Origin of the sequence: Aeromonas sp. S2(2024) (assembly GCF_041402505.1) — a bacterium.
In the GTDB taxonomy this organism is placed as follows: Bacteria; Pseudomonadota; Gammaproteobacteria; order Enterobacterales; family Aeromonadaceae; genus Aeromonas; species Aeromonas media.
Genome location: NZ_JBGLRL010000033.1, coordinates 1 through 16,101, shown reverse-complemented (window position 1 = coordinate 16,101; position 16,101 = coordinate 1). Strand labels below are relative to the sequence as shown.

The following is a 16,101-nucleotide window of genomic DNA, read 5'->3' as shown; positions in this document are numbered from 1 at the left end:
TCGGCCGTGGTGACCCCCCCCTTCTCCCGCAAGGGAAGAAGGGGGCAAACCGGCGTCCCGGTGCATCTAGCGGCAGGCCGTGCGCAGGGTGGGTAGCGCGAAGCGAAACCCACCGTTTGTCACAGCGAGTTGGCGCAATGATTGGCGGGTTGCCATCAGAGCGGCGCCAGCACGGCCATCAGCGTTTTTTCCGCCTCGGCGAAGGCGGCGGCATCGGCGGGCTTGGCGCCTACCCCGAATACCCCCGGGTTGCCAATGGCGTCGAGCACCTTGGCCAGTGCCTGATCGGCCGCCTTGCGATCCCCTTCGCTCAGGGAGGGGAGGATCAAGTCGAGGAAGTGCTTGCTCTTGACCACCAGCACCTTGGCGGTCTGGTAGTCGCCAAGGTTCTGGCTGGCCCCCTCGAGACGGCGTTCGATCTCCGCCTTGTAGGCCCGGTTGAGCAGGGCCGCGGTCGCTGCGGCGTCTTTGGCCTTGATAGCGGCCGCGAGCGGTGCTTGCAACTCGACCTTGTGATGCTGCTCCAGATAGGCGAGCTCGTCGGCAATCTCGCTCAAGGTGGCGCTGGCATCCTTGCCGTCAGTGGCGGCGCCAAGCAGCGCCTCACGGGCCTCGATCAGCGGCTCTTTGCCGGCGGCGGCGTAGGAGTAAGCCTGCGCCTGGCCGCTCAGCGTCAGCAGCAGGGTGAGGGCAAGTAAACCCGGGCGTATGTTCATCCTGTTCTCCTTACTTATGCCAAAAGGTTATGCCAATGGCGCGGCCCTCAGGCCACGCTCTGGGTTTCGATCACGGTGTTTTCGTTGCGATGATTGAAGGTGTTGCGGCGTCTGTCTACTTGTTGGACACCGACAATCATCAGGCCACGCTCTGGGTTTCAATCACGGTATTTTCATTGCGATGGTTAAAGATGGCGTGGCGTCTGTCCACCCCGTCGATCACCATGTCGGCAGCCATCATGCCCATCTCCATGGCGGTGTCGGTGAAGATGTAGCGGAATGTCCCCTGACGGCCGGTCATGATGAGGTTATTGATCGGCATCAGCGCCTTGATGGCTTCGTTGCGGCGTGCCTGATAGCCCAAATCCATCAGCGGATAGGCGTACTCGCTGCGCGCCTCGAAGGTCTCATCGCCAAGCTTCTGGGTATCGACGCCGAGGCTCGCGAGATCAGCGGTGACCCGGCCGCGCAGATCGGCCAGCGGTGCCTGCCAGGTGGCATCCCCCGGGTTGCAGGGGATCTCCAGCATCACCGAAGTCTGGCCCTGGGGTGCCATAAAGGGGCTGCGCCGGCGCGGCTCCTGCAGGCGGGTGGCCAGAATATGGGGGTCGGAGAGGTACTGCCAGGTGTTGTCCGACAGGTTCTCCTGCTTGAGAGGCATATTGACGAAGCGAAGCGACCGGTAGTGCAGATCGCACGGCAAGCCCAGATGCTGGCAGGTGAGCGGCAGCGGCAGGGTGGAGATCACCTGATCAAAGCGCTCGCTCTGCTCAACGTCAACTTGTGACCAATACACCCGCTCAATGCGGCCATCAGCCTGCTCGAGGCGGGTGATGGTGGCGCCGGTCTTGAGCTCTACCCCCTCGGCCACCAGCCGCTCGCCCAGGGTGGTGAAGATCTGGCCGAAGCCATACTTTGGATAACGATATTTGCGGGCATAGGTACGCACCGAGAGGTTGCCGCTGCGCCTTGGCAGCAGGCGGCGGGCCACGTCTTTGAGATCGATCAGGCTGATGCGCTGGCCGGCCCAGTCGGCGGAGAGACGGTCAGGGTTGATGCCCCACAGCTTGCCGGTGTAGCCCTCGAAGAACTGGCGATAGAGGGTGCGACCGAAGTGGCTCTGGATCCACTCGGCAAAGCTCGCCCTGGCAAAATCGGTGGGCTTCTTGGCAAAGGGCAACAGCAGCAGATCCTTCATCGCCCCGGCCATCAGTGGCAGCGGCGCTGTCTTGAGCAGGTTGGTCAGATTGAGGGGGTAGTCATAGGTGCGCCCGCCAAAGCGGATCACGCTCTTGCGCTCGGCGTGGAGCAGGTCGTCCCCCATCAGCTCGTCGATAAAGGTGAGCAGCTCGGGGTTCTTGGTGATAAAGCGGTGGCCGCCGTAGTCGAAGCGATAGTCGCCGTCGCGCCCCTTGAAGGTCTGGGTGGCGCACATGCCGCCCACCACGCTCTCTTGCTCGAACAGGGTGACCGTAAAACCGGCCTGGCAGAGGCGCCAGGCGGCCATCAGCCCTGCGGGACCGGCACCCAGCACCGCAATGTTTTTCTTGTTGTTGTCGCTCATGACTGTCTATCCGAAAAATCTGGCAAAGGAAGAGGCTTAAAAAGCGGCCCCTTGGCCGCTTTTGAGGGAGCTGCGCAACGCGCGATCAGCCTTGGGCCCTGGGTTGATAGCTGCGATGCCAGAGGGTGACGAAGATGACCAGATAGGCAGCCCAGGTCAGCAGCTGCAGGCCGGCCGGCGAGGCATTGTAGCCAAACAGGGCGCGCAGGAAGGTACCAAAGACCCCCCGATCGTCGAGAACCTGGCTGATGTTGAACACGGGCGTGGTCCAGAAGGTGATGACGTCTGCCGCCTGCAACATGTTGACCGCAGAGGAGAGCAGGCCAGCGGCGATGATGATGATGAGCAGGCCGGTCCAGCGGAAGAAGGGGGCCAGCGCCACCTTGCGGGTGGATCGCAGCAGCCCCCATACCAACGCCACCGAGACCAGCAATCCGCCCAAGGCGCCGATGAGCCCCTCATGCAGATCCACCCCCTGCCCTGAGTAGATCAGGGCCGAGAAGAACAGCACGGTTTCAAACCCCTCGCGCATCACGGCGAGGAAGGCGAGCAGCACCAGGCCAAAGAGGTTGCCGCCATCGATGGCCGCATCGATGCGTGCCGTCATGGCCCCCACCTGGGATTTGGCCTGCTTCTGCATCCAGATCGCCATGTAGGTGAGCACCAGGGTGGCGAAGAGCAGGATCCCCGCCATCAGCAGGTGGTTGTAGCGCTCGCTCTCGAACTGGCTCACCACCACCTGGAACAGGAAGGCGACGACGAGGGAGGTGATAAGGCCGAGCCCGACTCCCAGATAGATGAGCTTGTTGTAGCGGCTCGCCCCCAGCTTGGCGAGGTAGGAGAGGCAGATGCCGACCAGCAGGAAGGCTTCCAGCCCCTCACGTAGGGTAATGAGAAAACTTGCGAACATCAGGATTGAGGCTCCGTATCGGGCGTGATGGGGAGGGGCTGCAGGGTCAGTTGCAGCCGATTGAGTTGCACTATGGGTGGCGCCGGCAAGTCCGGCTCGGCGGCGCGCACCGCATCACTGACCCACTTGGGGTAGGTGCGGAAATTGAGTCTGATGTCGGCCTTGAAGGGGCCTTGGGCATCCGCCGGCAGCGGCCAGACTTCATCGCGCCAGCCATCGGCCGGAATGCGGGTATCTTCAAGGAGCTTGGCGTAGCGCCAGAACTTGAGTCCCACCGGCTTGCCCTCGGCATCGCCGAACACCTTCCTGAACAGGCGCGCATCCTCGGGCACGGCGCTGTTCACCGGCTGGCCGCTGGTGAGCACGATGTTTCCGTTGGCGTCGGTGACGGTCAGCTCCAGCCAGATCTCGCGAAAATCGGCCACCCCGGTGGGGAGGGCGTGGCCGGCGCCGACGTTGGTAACCCGCACCACCAACTGGCGGTTATCGACAGTCCCATCAATGCGGGCGGAGAGCGTGGCGCTGGCGCGCAGCAGTGCCAGGCTCTCCTGCTCGAGGGCCGGGTTCCTCAGCCCCACCAGCTGGTGCTGGGCGCCGGTGAAGTTGTGGCGATAGAGCCGTTCCTTCACCGGGCCGTTTTCGGTGGATTGGCCCGCTACCGGTTCGCCGCCGTTGCCGGGCTCCGGATTCATGTGGCAGTCGATGCAGGTGCGCCGCCTGGCGGGATCGTCTGCTTTCGCGAAGCTGGAGTTCTCCCACTCATCCCAGGTGTTGACGATGTTGGCGCCGGTGCCCGGGGCAAACTCGTTGTGACACGACTTGCACAGGGCCGCATCCCGGTAGAAATCCTTCTGGTAGGAGGCCTTGTGCATGGCGGGGCGGGAGTTGATCTGCCGCTCGGCCAGCCAGTGCTGAAGGCTGCCCCCCGGGGCATCCTCGAACACATAACTCTCCCTGTCTTTCAGGTTCACCGTGAAGGCACTGTTGCCGCCAGCATCCTCGAGTTTGGTGATGCGATGGCACAGCACGCAGCCGGTGCCTTCCTCGACAACCGGTTCACCTGCCTTGTGGGCCGCAACCAGCGAGGCGCCGCCCTGCTCAAACATGTGGGAACCCTTGGGCAGATCCTGCTGGCCGTTCAGCACCTGCTGGGGCATGTGGCAGCCCTGACACCACTGGCCGAACGCTTCCCCTTCGGTCTCGCGGGCCAGCGCCTGCACCACCTTGTAGTAGGGGTGGGAGTTGCCCATCAGCCTGTGGTTGCTCTCGCTCCAGTCTTTGAAGGCCTGTTGGTGGCAGTTCTGGCAGGAGGCGGAGTTGAGCCACGCTTTCGGGTGAGTGGTCGGCGCCTTGGCGGGATCTGTGCGCGGGGCATCGAGTCGCAGCCAGTTGGCAAGATAGGGGAGGTTGCCGTCCGCCGTCACGAAGGCGTGCAGATCCTCCATCATCGCCTGCACTTCGGGTTGGGGCTTGGCGGGATCCACCACTGCCGCGCCATCTCGGGTGTCGTGGCCCATGCCGCCCTGGGTTTGCTGAGTCATGCGCAGGTATTCGCCGACAAAGTCCCCCGCCACCATGTTGGCGAGGTTGGCGTGGCCGTTGATGGCGTTGTCGCCGCTCTTCTGGCGATGGGCCGCCATCAGGTGGCGGTTGGTGAAGTTGAAGCCGTCCAGATGGCAGGAGTTGCAGCTCATCCAGTTGTCCCCGGCCATGGGGAAGCGGCTGTTGGCGGCGGTATTACCCAGGTTGAACAACCGCTCGCCGCGCTTGGGAGGCTCGGGGCGGGGATCCGTCTCCACCAGTTTGGCGAAGTGGGGCACATCCACTGTCACCCGGGCGAAGGGGCTGCTGCCGCCGGTACTGAGGCGGGTGAGATCCTGTCCCATGGCGTTGTGCACCAGAATGTGGTCGCCATCGATCAGCAAGTCCCGAGGATTCTGGCCCGGCAGGTGGCGCAGCAGCTGGGTCGCCTTGACGCCTCCCTGGAACTTCTTGCGGCGGTGGCGGTTGCTGTTTTGCTTGCCGCTGCGCGAGAGGTCGAACACCAGCAAGTCCTCGGAGCCCGCCAGGGTCAGATAGACCCGCTTGCCGTCGGCGGCGAAGCGCGCCGCGAACGGGTTGGAGACGATCTGGCTGCGGTTGCCGACGTTTGGCAGGTTGATCTGCAAAAAGAGCTGCTTGCGCTCGTCTACTCGTTCAGTGATGCGCTCACTCTCTTCATCCAGATTTATGATGGAGACCGCCGGGAAGACGGTGCTCTGAAACTGGAAGGGGTGGTCGAAACTCCACAGCACATGGGGCAGCCAGGCTTCGCTGCCATCGGGGGAGAGGGCGATGCCATCGAGCAGGCGCGGCAAGCCCTGGGAGTTGCTTGGTGTGGCGCTGTGGGTCTCGGCCAGGGTAATGAGCCTGGGTTTGGGCAGGGTCGCGCCTTTGGCGCCGTTCTCAAGCCTGGCGAGATCATAGATGGCGAGTTGGCCCGTCATGGCGTGGGTGAGCAGCAGGCGATCGTCGTCGGTCAATGCCAGCCCGCGCGGGGTCTCGGCAGTCTCTGCATCCAGCTGGAGCTTGCCCGAGCTGTCATAGGCCTGCAGGCGACCCGATTCGAACAGGCTGACCCAGAACCAGCGCCGTTTGGGGTCGAAGATGACGCCGTAGGGTCGATGGCCGGTGGGGATCGCCTTTTCCAGGTCGAGATCATCATCCAGCAGCAGCAGGCGATCGCCGCTGTAATCGGTGACCAGCAGGGTACCGTCGTCTGCGCGGGCCAGCTGGCGCAGATCCCCCCCTAGTTGCACCTCGTTGAGTCGCTTGCCGCTTTTTCGTTCAAGCAGGGTGACCGAGCCAGCGCCCTGGTTGGCCACCAGCAGGCGAGGGGCGTCGCCCTCGTCATAGGCGATCATGGCGGTGCCCATCTCCTGGGCGGAGGCAGTCCCCGGCAGCAGGGCGGCGAACATCAGGGATAACAACAACTTCAACATAAGATCAGGTGCGCCATGTCAAGATGGTCCAGCGCCAGGCGTGGCGCAGCACCAGGGGCGTCAACGCGAGCGCGCTCAGCCAGTGGGCCCAGCTGGCAAGGTTGCCGAGGCTATCCCCCGGGGTGCCGTGCAGCACCAGCAGCAGGCCGCTGGCCAGACAGACCAGCAGCAAGGCTTCGATGATGCGCCCGGTGGTGCGCAAGAAAGGCTTGCGGCTCTTGCTCAGCAGACTGCGATGAGAGAGCCAGAAGGCACCAAACAGCAAGGGAAACAGGGTGAGTGAGAGCATGACATGGAGAAACAGATTCCAGCGTGCCAGGGACCAGACCGGGGTCAGCGGCTCCCACAGCAGCAGGCCGGAGAAAAACATCAGGTAGAGGGAGCCCTCGGCGGCCTGATGGTGGTAGGCCAGCCACTGCCAGCACTGTCGGGGTGAGAGGGAAAGGCTTGTCATTGATTGCTCCAACGCCCGGGCGGTACGGCCCGGGGGGAGCAAGTTTATAACGCAGTAAGGGTAATGAAAAGAGTTATCAATTCGGTCCTTGATGAATAGATCCTGAATGAAATCAGGGACGGGTCACTTGTGGTCTGCCAGCCGTTCCGTGATGGCGTAGATGAGGGCCGCGGTGGAGAAGGCGAGGAACACGATGACCGACCATTTCATCTCTGTCTCGTTGCCGGAACCGTCGTCCAGGAAGGCCTTGAGCACCTCGATCCCGGCAATGGTCACCAGAGAGTTGATGACGATGAGTTTGAGTGAGGCGAAGTTGATCTTGCTGAGCCAGTTGTCACCCAGGGCCGCCCGCTGCTCCGGGGTCTTGATGAACTGCACGTAGCCGCAGATGGCCACCAGGATCAGCATCTGGGCCACCAGCACGAAGTCCACCAGGGTGAGCACCCCGGTGATGAGATCCAGATAGTGGATGTCGATGATGTCGCGGCACAGCACATAGAGCTGCATGGCAAACTTCACCATCAAGAGGGCGACACAGATAAGGATGCAGACATAGAAGGGAAACATCATCAACCGGCTGCCGTTGAGCATGACGTTGAAGCGGCGCATGGGAAACTCCATCGAAAAGAAAGGCAGCCAGAATATCCGGAAAGAAAGGAGCGGGAAAGCGCCTTGGCGCCTCCCGCCCGGCTTAGAGGGGGAAGGTGGGGAGACCCTGGAACAGTTGCTGCAACCCCTCTCCCCAGGCCTTTCGCAGCGCCAGGAAGTGGGGGTTCTGTTCGGTGATGCGGTGCTGGTGTGCCGCCGAGAAGCTCCCCTCGGGATAGACCAGGGCATCCAGGGGCAAGCCCACCGAAAGGTTGCTGCGCAGGGTCGAGTCGATGGAGATGAGGGCACACTGCAGGGCGGTCTGAAGCGGCGTCTCATGGTGGATGATGCGGTCGATGATGGGCTTGCCGTACTTGCTCTCACCAATCTGGAAGTAGGGGGTGTCGACGCTTGCCTCGATGAAGTTGCCCTCCGGATAGATGTGGAACAGGCGATGGCGCTCCCCCCGGATCTGCCCCCCCAGCAGGATGTTGCAGCCGAAGTTGACATGGCCCTGCTGCTGGCCCCCATCCCGGCTGATGACGGTGCGTATGGTCTGGCCGATGAGGGCCGCGACCTCGTAGAGGCTGGGGAGGGCAAGGAGCTCCTGCCCCTCCGTCAGCAGGCTGATGACGCTCTGGGTAGTGGCCAGATTGCCGGCGCTTTGCAGCACCAGCACCCTGTCCTCCCGGTTGAAGAGGTGCAGTTTGCGGAAGGTGGCGATGTGATCCACCCCCGCATTGGTGCGCGAGTCGGAGGCAAACACCATGCCGTCTTGCAGGCACATGGCGACGCAGTAGGTCATGAGACTCTCCCGGCCTTCATTGCTGCTGCCCATCCAGGCGAGTGACCCGCGCCTGGCTCTGCAACTGCTCGCAGCCGCCGCCGTAGCGCACCCCGCGCACCGGACAGGCATCCAGGTAATCCATGCCGACCGCGAGCTTGAGGTGCTCGTTGGCGGAGCAGGTGAGGTTGGTGACATCGAAGGTGTGCCAGCGCGCCTCAATCCACACCTCGGCCCAGGCGTGCATCGCCACGTGGCTGCTGTCCTGGCTGTAGAGGTAACCGCTCACGTACCGCGCCGGCAGACCGGCATGGCGGCAGCAGGTCAGGAACACATGGGTGTGGTCCTGACAGACGCCGCTGCCCGAGGCGAGGGCCTCGTCGGCGCTGAAGGTGGCGTCCGTGCTGCCGGGCTGATAGGGCATCAGCACCAGGATGCGTGCCATCAGGCTCTGCAAGTCGGCCAGGGCGGGCTCCTCTGGCAGGCAGGCCTTCGCGAGATCCCGCAGGGCCGGGGTCGGACTGGTGAGGGGAGTGGGCCTCAGGTAGCTCAGGGGGGAGATGGGAGAGTGCTCTTCATCCTCCGGGGCGTCGTCGCAGATCTCCACCTCGCCATGGGCGCGGATCAGGATCCCCTCGTGGGGGGACTCCAGGCTCAGCACGTGCAGTATGTTGCCGTAACCGTCCGTGGTGCAGGTGGCCTCCCCCGGCAGCTCCAGCTGCCAGGAGAGGATCTGCTGGCGGGCGGTGCTGTGGGGGGTCAGGCGCAGGTACTGGGTGCTGCGGCGCACCACGTCGGCATAGTGGTAGCGGGTCTGGTGATCGATGATGAGTCTCATAATACCTCCAGGTAGGCGGCGTGGATGCTTTGGCCGATGGCGCCGATGTCGCCGAGGAAATTGCTCAGATACGCCTGCATGCCGAGGGCAAAGACATCGTCGATGGTGCCATAGGTCAGATGGGCGTTGAGTATGGTGGTGAGACGCCGGGGCGTCTGCCCGGCGTTGCCCTCGATCTGGGCCAGGATCAGCTCCATCTCGTCGAGGCAGGCGCGCAGGGAGCGCGGCACTTCGTTGCGCAGGATCAGCAGCTCGGCGATGGAGGCGTGGGAAAGGGTCTTGTAGAGGGTCTGGTGCGCCTCGTAGGCCCCCACCGAGCGCAGCAGGGCGTTCCAGCGGTAGAACTCGCGCACGCTGTCTTCATCTTCCCGGATCACCTGGTACTTGACGGTGAGGATGCGCGCCGTGTTGTCGGCCCGCTCGATGAAGGTGCCAAGGCGCAGGAACCAGAGTACGTCCCCCCGCATGATGGTGCCGTAGGTGGCGCCGCGGAACTGGTGGGAGCGCTCCTTGATCCAGTCGAAGAACTCCTGGGCCTGGCCGCTGGAGAGCCCCGCCTTGCGGCGCCGGCGGATCTCTATCCAGGCGGCGTTGATGCTCTCCCACACTTCTCCCGGGATCTTGCCCCGCACCCCGTGGGCGTTGTCCCTGGCCATGCGCAGACAACTGAAGATGCTGACCGGGTTCTCCTCGTCGAAGCAGAAAAATTGCAGCAGGTTCTCCATGTTCACCTGGCCATAGCGGGCCAGGAAGGGCTCGTGGGTGCCGCTGATGGTGAGGGGGGCCAGCAGCTCGCTGTGATCGGCGTCGATGGAGGGCATCAGCGACATGGTCTGGGTGACGTCCAGCATGCGGGCCGTGTTCTCCGCCCGCTCCAGATGGCGGGACATCCAGTAGAGTTCACTTGCGGTACGGCTCAGCATGGGTTGCCCTCCATGACCCAGGTGTCCTTGGTGCCGCCGCCCTGGGAGGAGTTGACCACCAGGGAGCCTTCGGTGAGGGCGACCCGGGTCAGGCCGCCCGGCACCAGGCGCAGCTCCTGTCCGGTGAGGACGAAGGGACGCAGGTCGATGTGGCGGGGGGCGATGCCCGCCTCGACGAAGGTGGGGCAGGTGGACAGAGAGAGCGTCGGCTGGGCGATGTAGTTGTCCGGCCTGGCCTTGAGCAGCTCGCGAAAACGGGCCAGCTCCTCGCGGCTGGCGCAGGGGCCGATGAGCATGCCGTAGCCGCCGGCGCCATGGACCTCCTTGACCACCAGCTCCTCCAGGTGCGCCAGCACATAGGCCAGGGCCTCGGGTTCCCGGCACTGCCAGGTGGGGACGTTGTTGAGGATGGGCTCCTCCCCCAGGTAGAAGCGGATCATCTCCGGCACATAGGGGTAGATGGACTTGTCATCGGCCACCCCGGTGCCGATGGCATTGGCCAGCACCACGCCGCCGGCGCGATAGACAGAGAGCAGGCCGGGCACACCGATGAGGGAGTCCGGGTTGAAGGCGAGGGGATCCAGGTAGTCGTCGTCGATGCGGCGATAGATGACATCCACCCTTTTCAGTCCCGTGGTGGTGCGCATCAGCACCTGACCATCCTTGACCACCAGATCCGCGCTCTCCACCAGCTCCACCCCCATCTGCTGGGCGAGGAAGCTGTGCTCGAAGTAGGCGCTGTTGAAGCGGCCCGGGGTCATCACCACCACGCAGGGGTTGTCCACCGGGCTGCTCTCGCGCAGGGTCTGCAACAAGAGCGCCGGGTAGCGCTCCACCGGCGCTATGGGCTGGTTGTGAAACAGCTCAGGGAAGAGGCGCATCATCATCTTGCGGTTCTCCAGCATGTAGGAGACCCCGGAGGGAGTGCGCAGATTGTCCTCCAGCACGTAGTAGTCGCCGTCGCTGTTGCGGATGATGTCGACCCCGGTGATGTGGACATAGGTATTGCGGTGCAGGTCGACCCCCTGCATGCAGGGCTGGTACTGGGCATTGGTGAGGATCTGGGCGGCCGGGATCACCCCCGCCTTCAGGATGCGCTGATCGTGATAGATGTCGTGCAGGAAGGCGTTGAGGGCGGTGACGCGCTGGCGGATCCCCTTGTCCAGATGCTGCCACTCCCGGGCGGGAATGATGCGGGGAATGCTGTCGAACGGGATGAGGCGCTCGGCGCCGTCCCCGTCCCCATAGACGTTGAAAGTGATGCCAACCCGGTGAAACAGCAGGTCGGCCTCCTCACGCTTGCGCTCTATGCTCTTTTCGTCGGTCTGCTGCAGCCACGCCAGGTAGGCGTGGTAGTGATCGCGAAACTGGTTGTCGGCGAGCAACATCTCGTCGTAGCAACCGGGTCCGGGCGGCTTGATGGGTAGCATAGGCAACTCCTTGTGACGTCCCTGGCGTCAGGACTTGCAAGGGGTGTGCCAGTCAATTGAGTCGCTATGAAGGCCGGTATCAGTAATTTTCTGCTGATAAATCATATGGATGATTATTCTGTCAGCATGGGGAAAAGGGCGCCGCACCAGACTGGTACCCCATAGAGGGTAGCCCTGCGCCATCTTGTGGCAGTGCCTCCAGGCGCGATGAGGAGAGACCGGCAAGGAGGGGAGGCAATGCTGCTTCGCCTTGCCCCGTGCTGGGGCAGCAGAAACGAAAAAGCCCAGTCCTGAGACTGGGCTTTAGAAAATGGCTCCCTCGACAGGACTTGAACCTGTGACATACGGATTAACAGTCCGCCGTTCTACCGACTGAACTACGAGGGAATTGGCTCCTCCTACTGGACTTGAACCAGTGACATACGGATTAACAGTCCGCCGTTCTACCGACTGAACTAAGGAGGAATAGCCTGTCTCGTCGAGACGCAGCGGATATTAATGATCCCCCGGACGGGTGTCAACCCGCCACTCCACGGAAAAAGGGCTTTTTGGCCCGTTTGCCCAAAACTTGGTCGCTGTGGACTATTTTCAGCACAATCAGCAGCTTGAGATGCCCCTGCCTGCGGTTGCGGTTGATCAGGCCGTGAGAGGGGGCACCCGGATTGCCTTGCTGGGGCGCGGCAATGGATGGTCCGACATTGATGGTGATGGGCGAGAGAATCGGTGAGGTACCGCCTGTCGATGGTGTTGCATCTGTGATGATAGGGGGTATCGACGCACTGCAGATTGGCGATGACAAGATATCTGGAGGGATGGGGTTAAAATCGGCGATATGCGGTCTATCGATGACAATAATGCGGGGTAATGGCCATTTCTTGATCCTGCCCATCGAATTATCGGGCCGGCTCAGGTATGGTTGCTCTGGATACCATCGCCGCGTCGACAGCTCTGCCGGCCCTTGATGATGATCGGGTGCCGGTTCACCCCGGCCTTTGTCTCCCTCTTCTGGTATTACCCTAGACATGCACAATCAAGCTTCCTTACAAGGCGTGAAGCTGGCTATCGCATTGCGCCAATCCTGCATCGACGAACCCTACAGCGTGGCGCGTTTCGGCCGCGACCTCATCGCCGGCATCACGGTCGGCATCATCGCCATTCCGCTCGCCATGGCGCTGGCCATCGCCAGCGGGGTGCCGCCCCAGCACGGCCTCTACACCGCCATTATCGCCGGCATCGTCATCGCCGTGACGGGGGGGTCGCGCTTCTCGATTTCTGGCCCCACTGCCGCCTTCGTGGTGATCCTCTATCCGGTGGCCCAGCAATTCGGGGTGGGGGGCCTCTTGATGGCGACCCTCATCTCCGGCTTCTTCCTGGTGGCCATGGGGATGGCGCGCCTCGGCCGTCTCATCGAATACATTCCGCCCTCGGTGACCCTGGGTTTCACCGGCGGTATCGCCATCGTGATCGCTACCTTGCAGATCAAGGACTTCTTCGGCCTGCACGTCCCCGAGATGCCGGAAACCTATGTCGGCAAGGTACAGGCGCTGGCCCATGCCCTGCCAAGCTGGCAGTGGGGAGATACCCTGGTGGGGGTGGCCACTCTGGCGGTGCTGCTGCTCTGGCCCAGATTGCGGCTGCCGGTGCCGGGTCACCTGCCGGCCGTGCTGGTGGGTGTCGGCCTGGCTTTCGGTCTGCACCAGTTCGGGGTGGACGTGGCCACCATAGGCAGCAAGTTCAGCTATACCCTGGCCGATGGCACCCAGGGCATGGGGATCCCCCCCATAGCCCCGACCCTGGTGATGCCCTGGGCCCTGCCCGGGCCGGACGGGGCGCCGGTGGAGTGGAACCTCGCCGCCATCGAGCGGCTGCTGCCCGCCGCCTTCTCCATGGCCATGCTGGGAGCCATCGAATCCCTGCTCTGCGCCGTGGTGCTGGATGGCATGACGGGGCGCAAGCACAGCTCCAACGGCGAGCTGGTGGGGCAGGGGCTAGGCAACATCCTCGCCCCCTTCTTCGGCGGCATCACGGCGACGGCCGCCATCGCGCGCTCCGCCGCCAACGTGCGTGCCGGTGCTACCTCGCCCATCTCTGGCATAGTCCATGCGCTGGTGGTGCTGGCCGCCATCCTGGTGCTGGCCCCCTGGCTCTCCTGGCTGCCGCTCTCGGCCATGGCCGCCCTGCTGCTGCTGGTGGCCTGGAACATGAGCGAGGCCCACAAGGTAGTGGATCTGGTGCGCCGGGCGCCCCGCTCGGATGTGCTGGTGCTGCTGGTCTGCCTGTCGCTGACCGTCATCTTCGACATGGTCATCGCCATCACCTTCGGGGTGATCCTGGCGTCCTTGCTGTTCATGCGCGAGATCGCCAAGATGACCAAGCTGCACAATCTGGCGGAGCACGGGCGCTATGCCAGCGAAGTGCCGGCGCAGACCCTGCTCTACAAGATCAATGGTCCCCTGTTCTTTGCGGCGGCGGAGCGGGTCTTCGACGAACTGCTGGCCCAGGTGGGTGAGCACAAGGCGCTGATCCTGCAGATGGAGGCCGTCTCCATCCTGGACGCCGGCGGGCTCTCTGCCTTCCAGCAATTTGCCAGGCGCATGGCCAAGTCGGGCGTCCAGCTGAAGGTGGCCGAGCTGCAGTTCCAGCCCCTCAAGACCCTGGCGCGGGCCAAGGTGCGTCCTGTCCCGGGTGAGCTGGAGTTCTACGGCTCGCTGGAGGAGGCTATCAGAGGGGAACATTTTCACGAAGCGGTTGAAAATTGACGTAAAGGGATAGGAAACGGCATCTTTTTGGTCACTTGGTTCGCAAATTGAGCAATCGATGGCAAAAGATGAAAAATGAGATTGACCGGTCTTCTCCTATCCCTTACATTACGCCCCGTTCCGGCGCAGCAGCGCAACGAACCCGTGTTGGCTGAACACGTTAAGCAGCAGACCAAGATTTGGTGAGGTGTCCGAGTGGCTGAAGGAGCACGCCTGGAAAGTGTGTATACGGCAACGTATCGAGGGTTCGAATCCCTCCCTCACCGCCAAATATAACCCGTTGAATTTCAACGGGTTTTTTCATTTCTAGACTTACGTGATTTTTTTCCTGGATCAACTGGGTGGAACAATCATGTATCTGAGTAAAAATGCCTCCGGCACCTACTACACTCGGCTTCCCTTGCCCAAGATTTTGCGTGACCGTGGCTTGCCGTTTGCTATCCGCACTTCCCTCCTTACCAAAGAACGTCAAGTTGCCGTAGACCGTAATCTGGTGCTGGCGGCGCGTGTCCGCACCCTCATTGCGGCGACACCTGCCGATGCCACGACCCATAGTTTTCATGCCTGGATCAGAGCTGAGATCGATGCATTCAAAGCGGCGGGCTTTACCGTACCGCAATATCATGCTCTTTCTGTTGCGCTTTCGTCCGTTCCCCAGACCATCAAGCAACCCGTCGATACCTCTCCACCTACTACAGGGGTCCCCCTCAGACAGGCGCTGACGAAGTTTATTGAGAGTAAGGCCAGTGAGGGGATCCAGCATAAATCCGTCGGACAACTCCAACTGCGGGTTCAGGCGTTCGTCACTTGGGCCAAGGGGCACATGGTCGATGAGATAACGCCTGCCCTAGCTCAAGCCTTCCGTAACACTCTGCTCCGTAACGACAGTATCAGCTTCAAAACCAAATCAGATTACCTTGCCGCCACCAAGCAGTTCTTCCGCTGGTGCATGATCCTGGGCTATTGCAGCCGCAACCCGTTCGACAGCTTAACGGCGGGCAAGAAGCCAGTGAAAAAGCGGGCAGATGAAGCCAGGGTACGCTGGCATCGCCCGCAACTGGACACCCTGTTTGCGAGCCTGCGAGCCAAACAATCCCAAAAAGGCAAAAAACTCAAGCCCCAGGACTTCTGGGTGCCGCTGCTCTGCCTCTACGCCGGACTGCGCCCGTCTGAGGCATGTCAACTCAAGACCCGGAACGTCAAACAGATCGAGGGGATCTGGTGTCTGGTGGTCGAGGCGGGCGAAGAAGATCAGCAGCTCAAGACGGCCAACGCCTACCGTGATGTTCCGCTGCACAGTGCACTGATCAGACATCACTTCCTAGAGTATGTCGGCCACTGCCGTAGCCAGGGCAGCCAGTACCTGTTTGACGATAAACCCTCGGGCCAGGACGCCGACTGGTCACACAACCTGGTGTGTCGGTTCCAGCGCCATCTCACCAATGCAGGCATTGTCGGTAAGGGGCGGCCGACGATCTATGGCATGCGCCACACCTTTGTTGATGAGTTGCAGCAGGCGGATGTGGCAGAGCACATCGTGGCGGAGCTGGTAGGACACAGCAAGGAGGGGCTGACCTTTGGCCGCTACGGCAAACGGGTGAGCATTGCCCTGTTGAAAGCGAAGATCGAGTTGATACCGGCGGATCTAGTGACAGTCATTTGAAGAGAGGCCACCTGAGCTCTGGATATGTCGCTAAGCGCTGTATGTAGCGGTTAGCGCCCCTCCCAGACAGCATGACATCTGGTGCCATAGCCAGGGCGCAGGAGCCAACCCATCTCAATACGGTGGGTCGTTGCAGTACCAATTCATATCATGCGCCCATGTCAATATTAGCCCCTATAAATATTTGTAAATATAAATATTGACATCCATAAAAATGTGTGATCGAAATGTGTTGACATGGTGCTTGAACGCTCGTAACCTGCTGGCAAGAGTTAGCTGGAATGAGAGCAAATGACCTATGACAAGAACCCGCAGGCCACAGAACTAGGGAAGGTGCGAATAAGCGGGGAAATTCTTCTCGGCTGACTCAGTCATTTCACTTCTTCATGTTTGAGCCGTTTTTTCTCCCGTAAATGCCTTGAATCAGCCTATTTAGACCGTTTCTTCGCCATTTAAGGCGTTATTCCCAGTTTTTAGTGAGATCTCTCCCA

Annotated in this window: 13 protein-coding genes and 3 tRNA genes; 3 read left to right on the top strand and 13 right to left on the bottom strand. The window is 62.0% G+C overall.

Features of this window, described 5'->3' with window-relative positions:
- Positions 1-155: 155 nt before the first annotated feature.
- The 13 genes from ACB039_RS20075 to ACB039_RS20015 all read right to left on the bottom strand — a co-directional run bounded on the left by ACB039_RS20075 (position 156) and on the right by ACB039_RS20015 (position 12,077).
- Positions 156-716 carry a hypothetical protein gene (locus tag ACB039_RS20075; protein ID WP_182785680.1) on the bottom strand — a complete coding sequence of 187 codons (561 nt, stop codon included), beginning with the start codon at positions 714-716 and terminating at the stop codon, positions 156-158.
- 139 nt (positions 717-855) lie between these two features.
- Positions 856-2,280 (bottom strand): FAD-dependent oxidoreductase, encoded by a 1,425-nt coding sequence (locus tag ACB039_RS20070; RefSeq protein ID WP_182785679.1) that lies wholly within the window; start codon positions 2,278-2,280, stop codon positions 856-858.
- Between the two features lie 85 nt (positions 2,281-2,365).
- Positions 2,366-3,190: an FTR1 family protein gene (locus tag ACB039_RS20065; RefSeq protein ID WP_182785678.1), complete on the bottom strand. Its 825-nt coding sequence runs from the start codon at positions 3,188-3,190 to the stop codon at positions 2,366-2,368.
- Complete coding sequence (locus ACB039_RS20060) at positions 3,190-6,171, bottom strand: YncE family protein (RefSeq protein WP_182785677.1); 2,982 nt, start codon at positions 6,169-6,171, stop codon at positions 3,190-3,192. The genes ACB039_RS20065 and ACB039_RS20060 overlap by 1 nt, the downstream gene beginning before the upstream one ends.
- Before the next feature lie 4 nt (positions 6,172-6,175).
- Entirely contained in the window at positions 6,176-6,625 is a 450-nt protein-coding gene (locus ACB039_RS20055) for a hypothetical protein (protein ID WP_005327423.1), read from the bottom strand.
- Positions 6,626-6,748: 123 nt separating this feature from the next.
- Positions 6,749-7,234, bottom strand: a complete 486-nt coding sequence (locus ACB039_RS20050) for a YqhA family protein (protein WP_182785676.1) — start codon at positions 7,232-7,234, stop codon at positions 6,749-6,751.
- 82 nt (positions 7,235-7,316) lie between these two features.
- Entirely contained in the window at positions 7,317-8,018 is a 702-nt protein-coding gene (locus ACB039_RS20045) for a peptidase (RefSeq protein ID WP_171269652.1), read from the bottom strand.
- A gap of 16 nt (positions 8,019-8,034) precedes the next feature.
- Complete coding sequence (locus tag ACB039_RS20040) at positions 8,035-8,835, bottom strand: transglutaminase family protein (protein WP_005327427.1); 801 nt, start codon at positions 8,833-8,835, stop codon at positions 8,035-8,037.
- On the bottom strand, positions 8,832-9,758 hold the full coding sequence (locus tag ACB039_RS20035; RefSeq protein ID WP_043130372.1) for an alpha-E domain-containing protein: 927 nt from the start codon (positions 9,756-9,758) through the stop codon (positions 8,832-8,834). The genes ACB039_RS20040 and ACB039_RS20035 overlap by 4 nt, the downstream gene beginning before the upstream one ends.
- Positions 9,752-11,188, bottom strand: coding sequence for a circularly permuted type 2 ATP-grasp protein (locus tag ACB039_RS20030; protein ID WP_182785675.1), 1,437 nt, complete (start codon positions 11,186-11,188; stop codon positions 9,752-9,754). The genes ACB039_RS20035 and ACB039_RS20030 overlap by 7 nt, the downstream gene beginning before the upstream one ends.
- A gap of 311 nt (positions 11,189-11,499) precedes the next feature.
- A tRNA-Asn gene (locus ACB039_RS20025) sits at positions 11,500-11,575 on the bottom strand.
- 2 nt (positions 11,576-11,577) lie between these two features.
- Positions 11,578-11,653, bottom strand: a tRNA-Asn gene (locus tag ACB039_RS20020).
- Between the two features lie 52 nt (positions 11,654-11,705).
- Positions 11,706-12,077 carry a hypothetical protein gene (locus tag ACB039_RS20015; protein ID WP_171269655.1) on the bottom strand — a complete coding sequence of 124 codons (372 nt, stop codon included), beginning with the start codon at positions 12,075-12,077 and terminating at the stop codon, positions 11,706-11,708.
- 133 nt (positions 12,078-12,210) lie between these two features.
- On the opposite strand from ACB039_RS20015, the gene dauA reads away from it, so the two are divergent.
- The 3 genes from dauA to ACB039_RS20000 all read left to right on the top strand — a co-directional run bounded on the left by dauA (position 12,211) and on the right by ACB039_RS20000 (position 15,610).
- Complete coding sequence (gene dauA, locus ACB039_RS20010) at positions 12,211-13,947, top strand: C4-dicarboxylic acid transporter DauA (RefSeq protein ID WP_182785674.1); 1,737 nt, start codon at positions 12,211-12,213, stop codon at positions 13,945-13,947.
- Between the two features lie 181 nt (positions 13,948-14,128).
- Positions 14,129-14,216 (top strand) — tRNA-Ser (locus tag ACB039_RS20005).
- Between the two features lie 83 nt (positions 14,217-14,299).
- Positions 14,300-15,610, top strand: a complete 1,311-nt coding sequence (locus tag ACB039_RS20000; protein ID WP_005346569.1) for a site-specific integrase — start codon at positions 14,300-14,302, stop codon at positions 15,608-15,610.
- The last annotated feature ends 491 nt before the right edge of the window (positions 15,611-16,101 follow it).

Bases quoted from the DNA above. Each gene is read 5' to 3' on its own strand.
- ACB039_RS20060 (WP_182785677.1), bottom strand. From the start codon at position 6,171: ATGTTGAAGTTGTTGTTATCCCTGATGTTCGCCGCCCTGCTGCCGGGG.
- ACB039_RS20035 (WP_043130372.1), bottom strand. From the start codon at position 9,758: ATGCTGAGCCGTACCGCAAGTGAACTCTACTGGATGTCCCGCCATCTG.
- ACB039_RS20000 (WP_005346569.1), top strand. From the start codon at position 14,300: ATGTATCTGAGTAAAAATGCCTCCGGCACCTACTACACTCGGCTTCCC.
- ACB039_RS20015 (WP_171269655.1), bottom strand. From the start codon at position 12,077: ATGGGCAGGATCAAGAAATGGCCATTACCCCGCATTATTGTCATCGAT.
- ACB039_RS20065 (WP_182785678.1), bottom strand. From the start codon at position 3,190: ATGTTCGCAAGTTTTCTCATTACCCTACGTGAGGGGCTGGAAGCCTTC.
- dauA (WP_182785674.1), top strand. From the start codon at position 12,211: ATGCACAATCAAGCTTCCTTACAAGGCGTGAAGCTGGCTATCGCATTG.
- ACB039_RS20055 (WP_005327423.1), bottom strand. From the start codon at position 6,625: ATGACAAGCCTTTCCCTCTCACCCCGACAGTGCTGGCAGTGGCTGGCC.
- ACB039_RS20070 (WP_182785679.1), bottom strand. From the start codon at position 2,280: ATGAGCGACAACAACAAGAAAAACATTGCGGTGCTGGGTGCCGGTCCC.
- ACB039_RS20050 (WP_182785676.1), bottom strand. From the start codon at position 7,234: ATGCGCCGCTTCAACGTCATGCTCAACGGCAGCCGGTTGATGATGTTT.
- ACB039_RS20040 (WP_005327427.1), bottom strand. From the start codon at position 8,835: ATGAGACTCATCATCGATCACCAGACCCGCTACCACTATGCCGACGTG.
- ACB039_RS20030 (WP_182785675.1), bottom strand. From the start codon at position 11,188: ATGCTACCCATCAAGCCGCCCGGACCCGGTTGCTACGACGAGATGTTG.
- ACB039_RS20075 (WP_182785680.1), bottom strand. From the start codon at position 716: ATGAACATACGCCCGGGTTTACTTGCCCTCACCCTGCTGCTGACGCTG.
- ACB039_RS20045 (WP_171269652.1), bottom strand. From the start codon at position 8,018: ATGACCTACTGCGTCGCCATGTGCCTGCAAGACGGCATGGTGTTTGCC.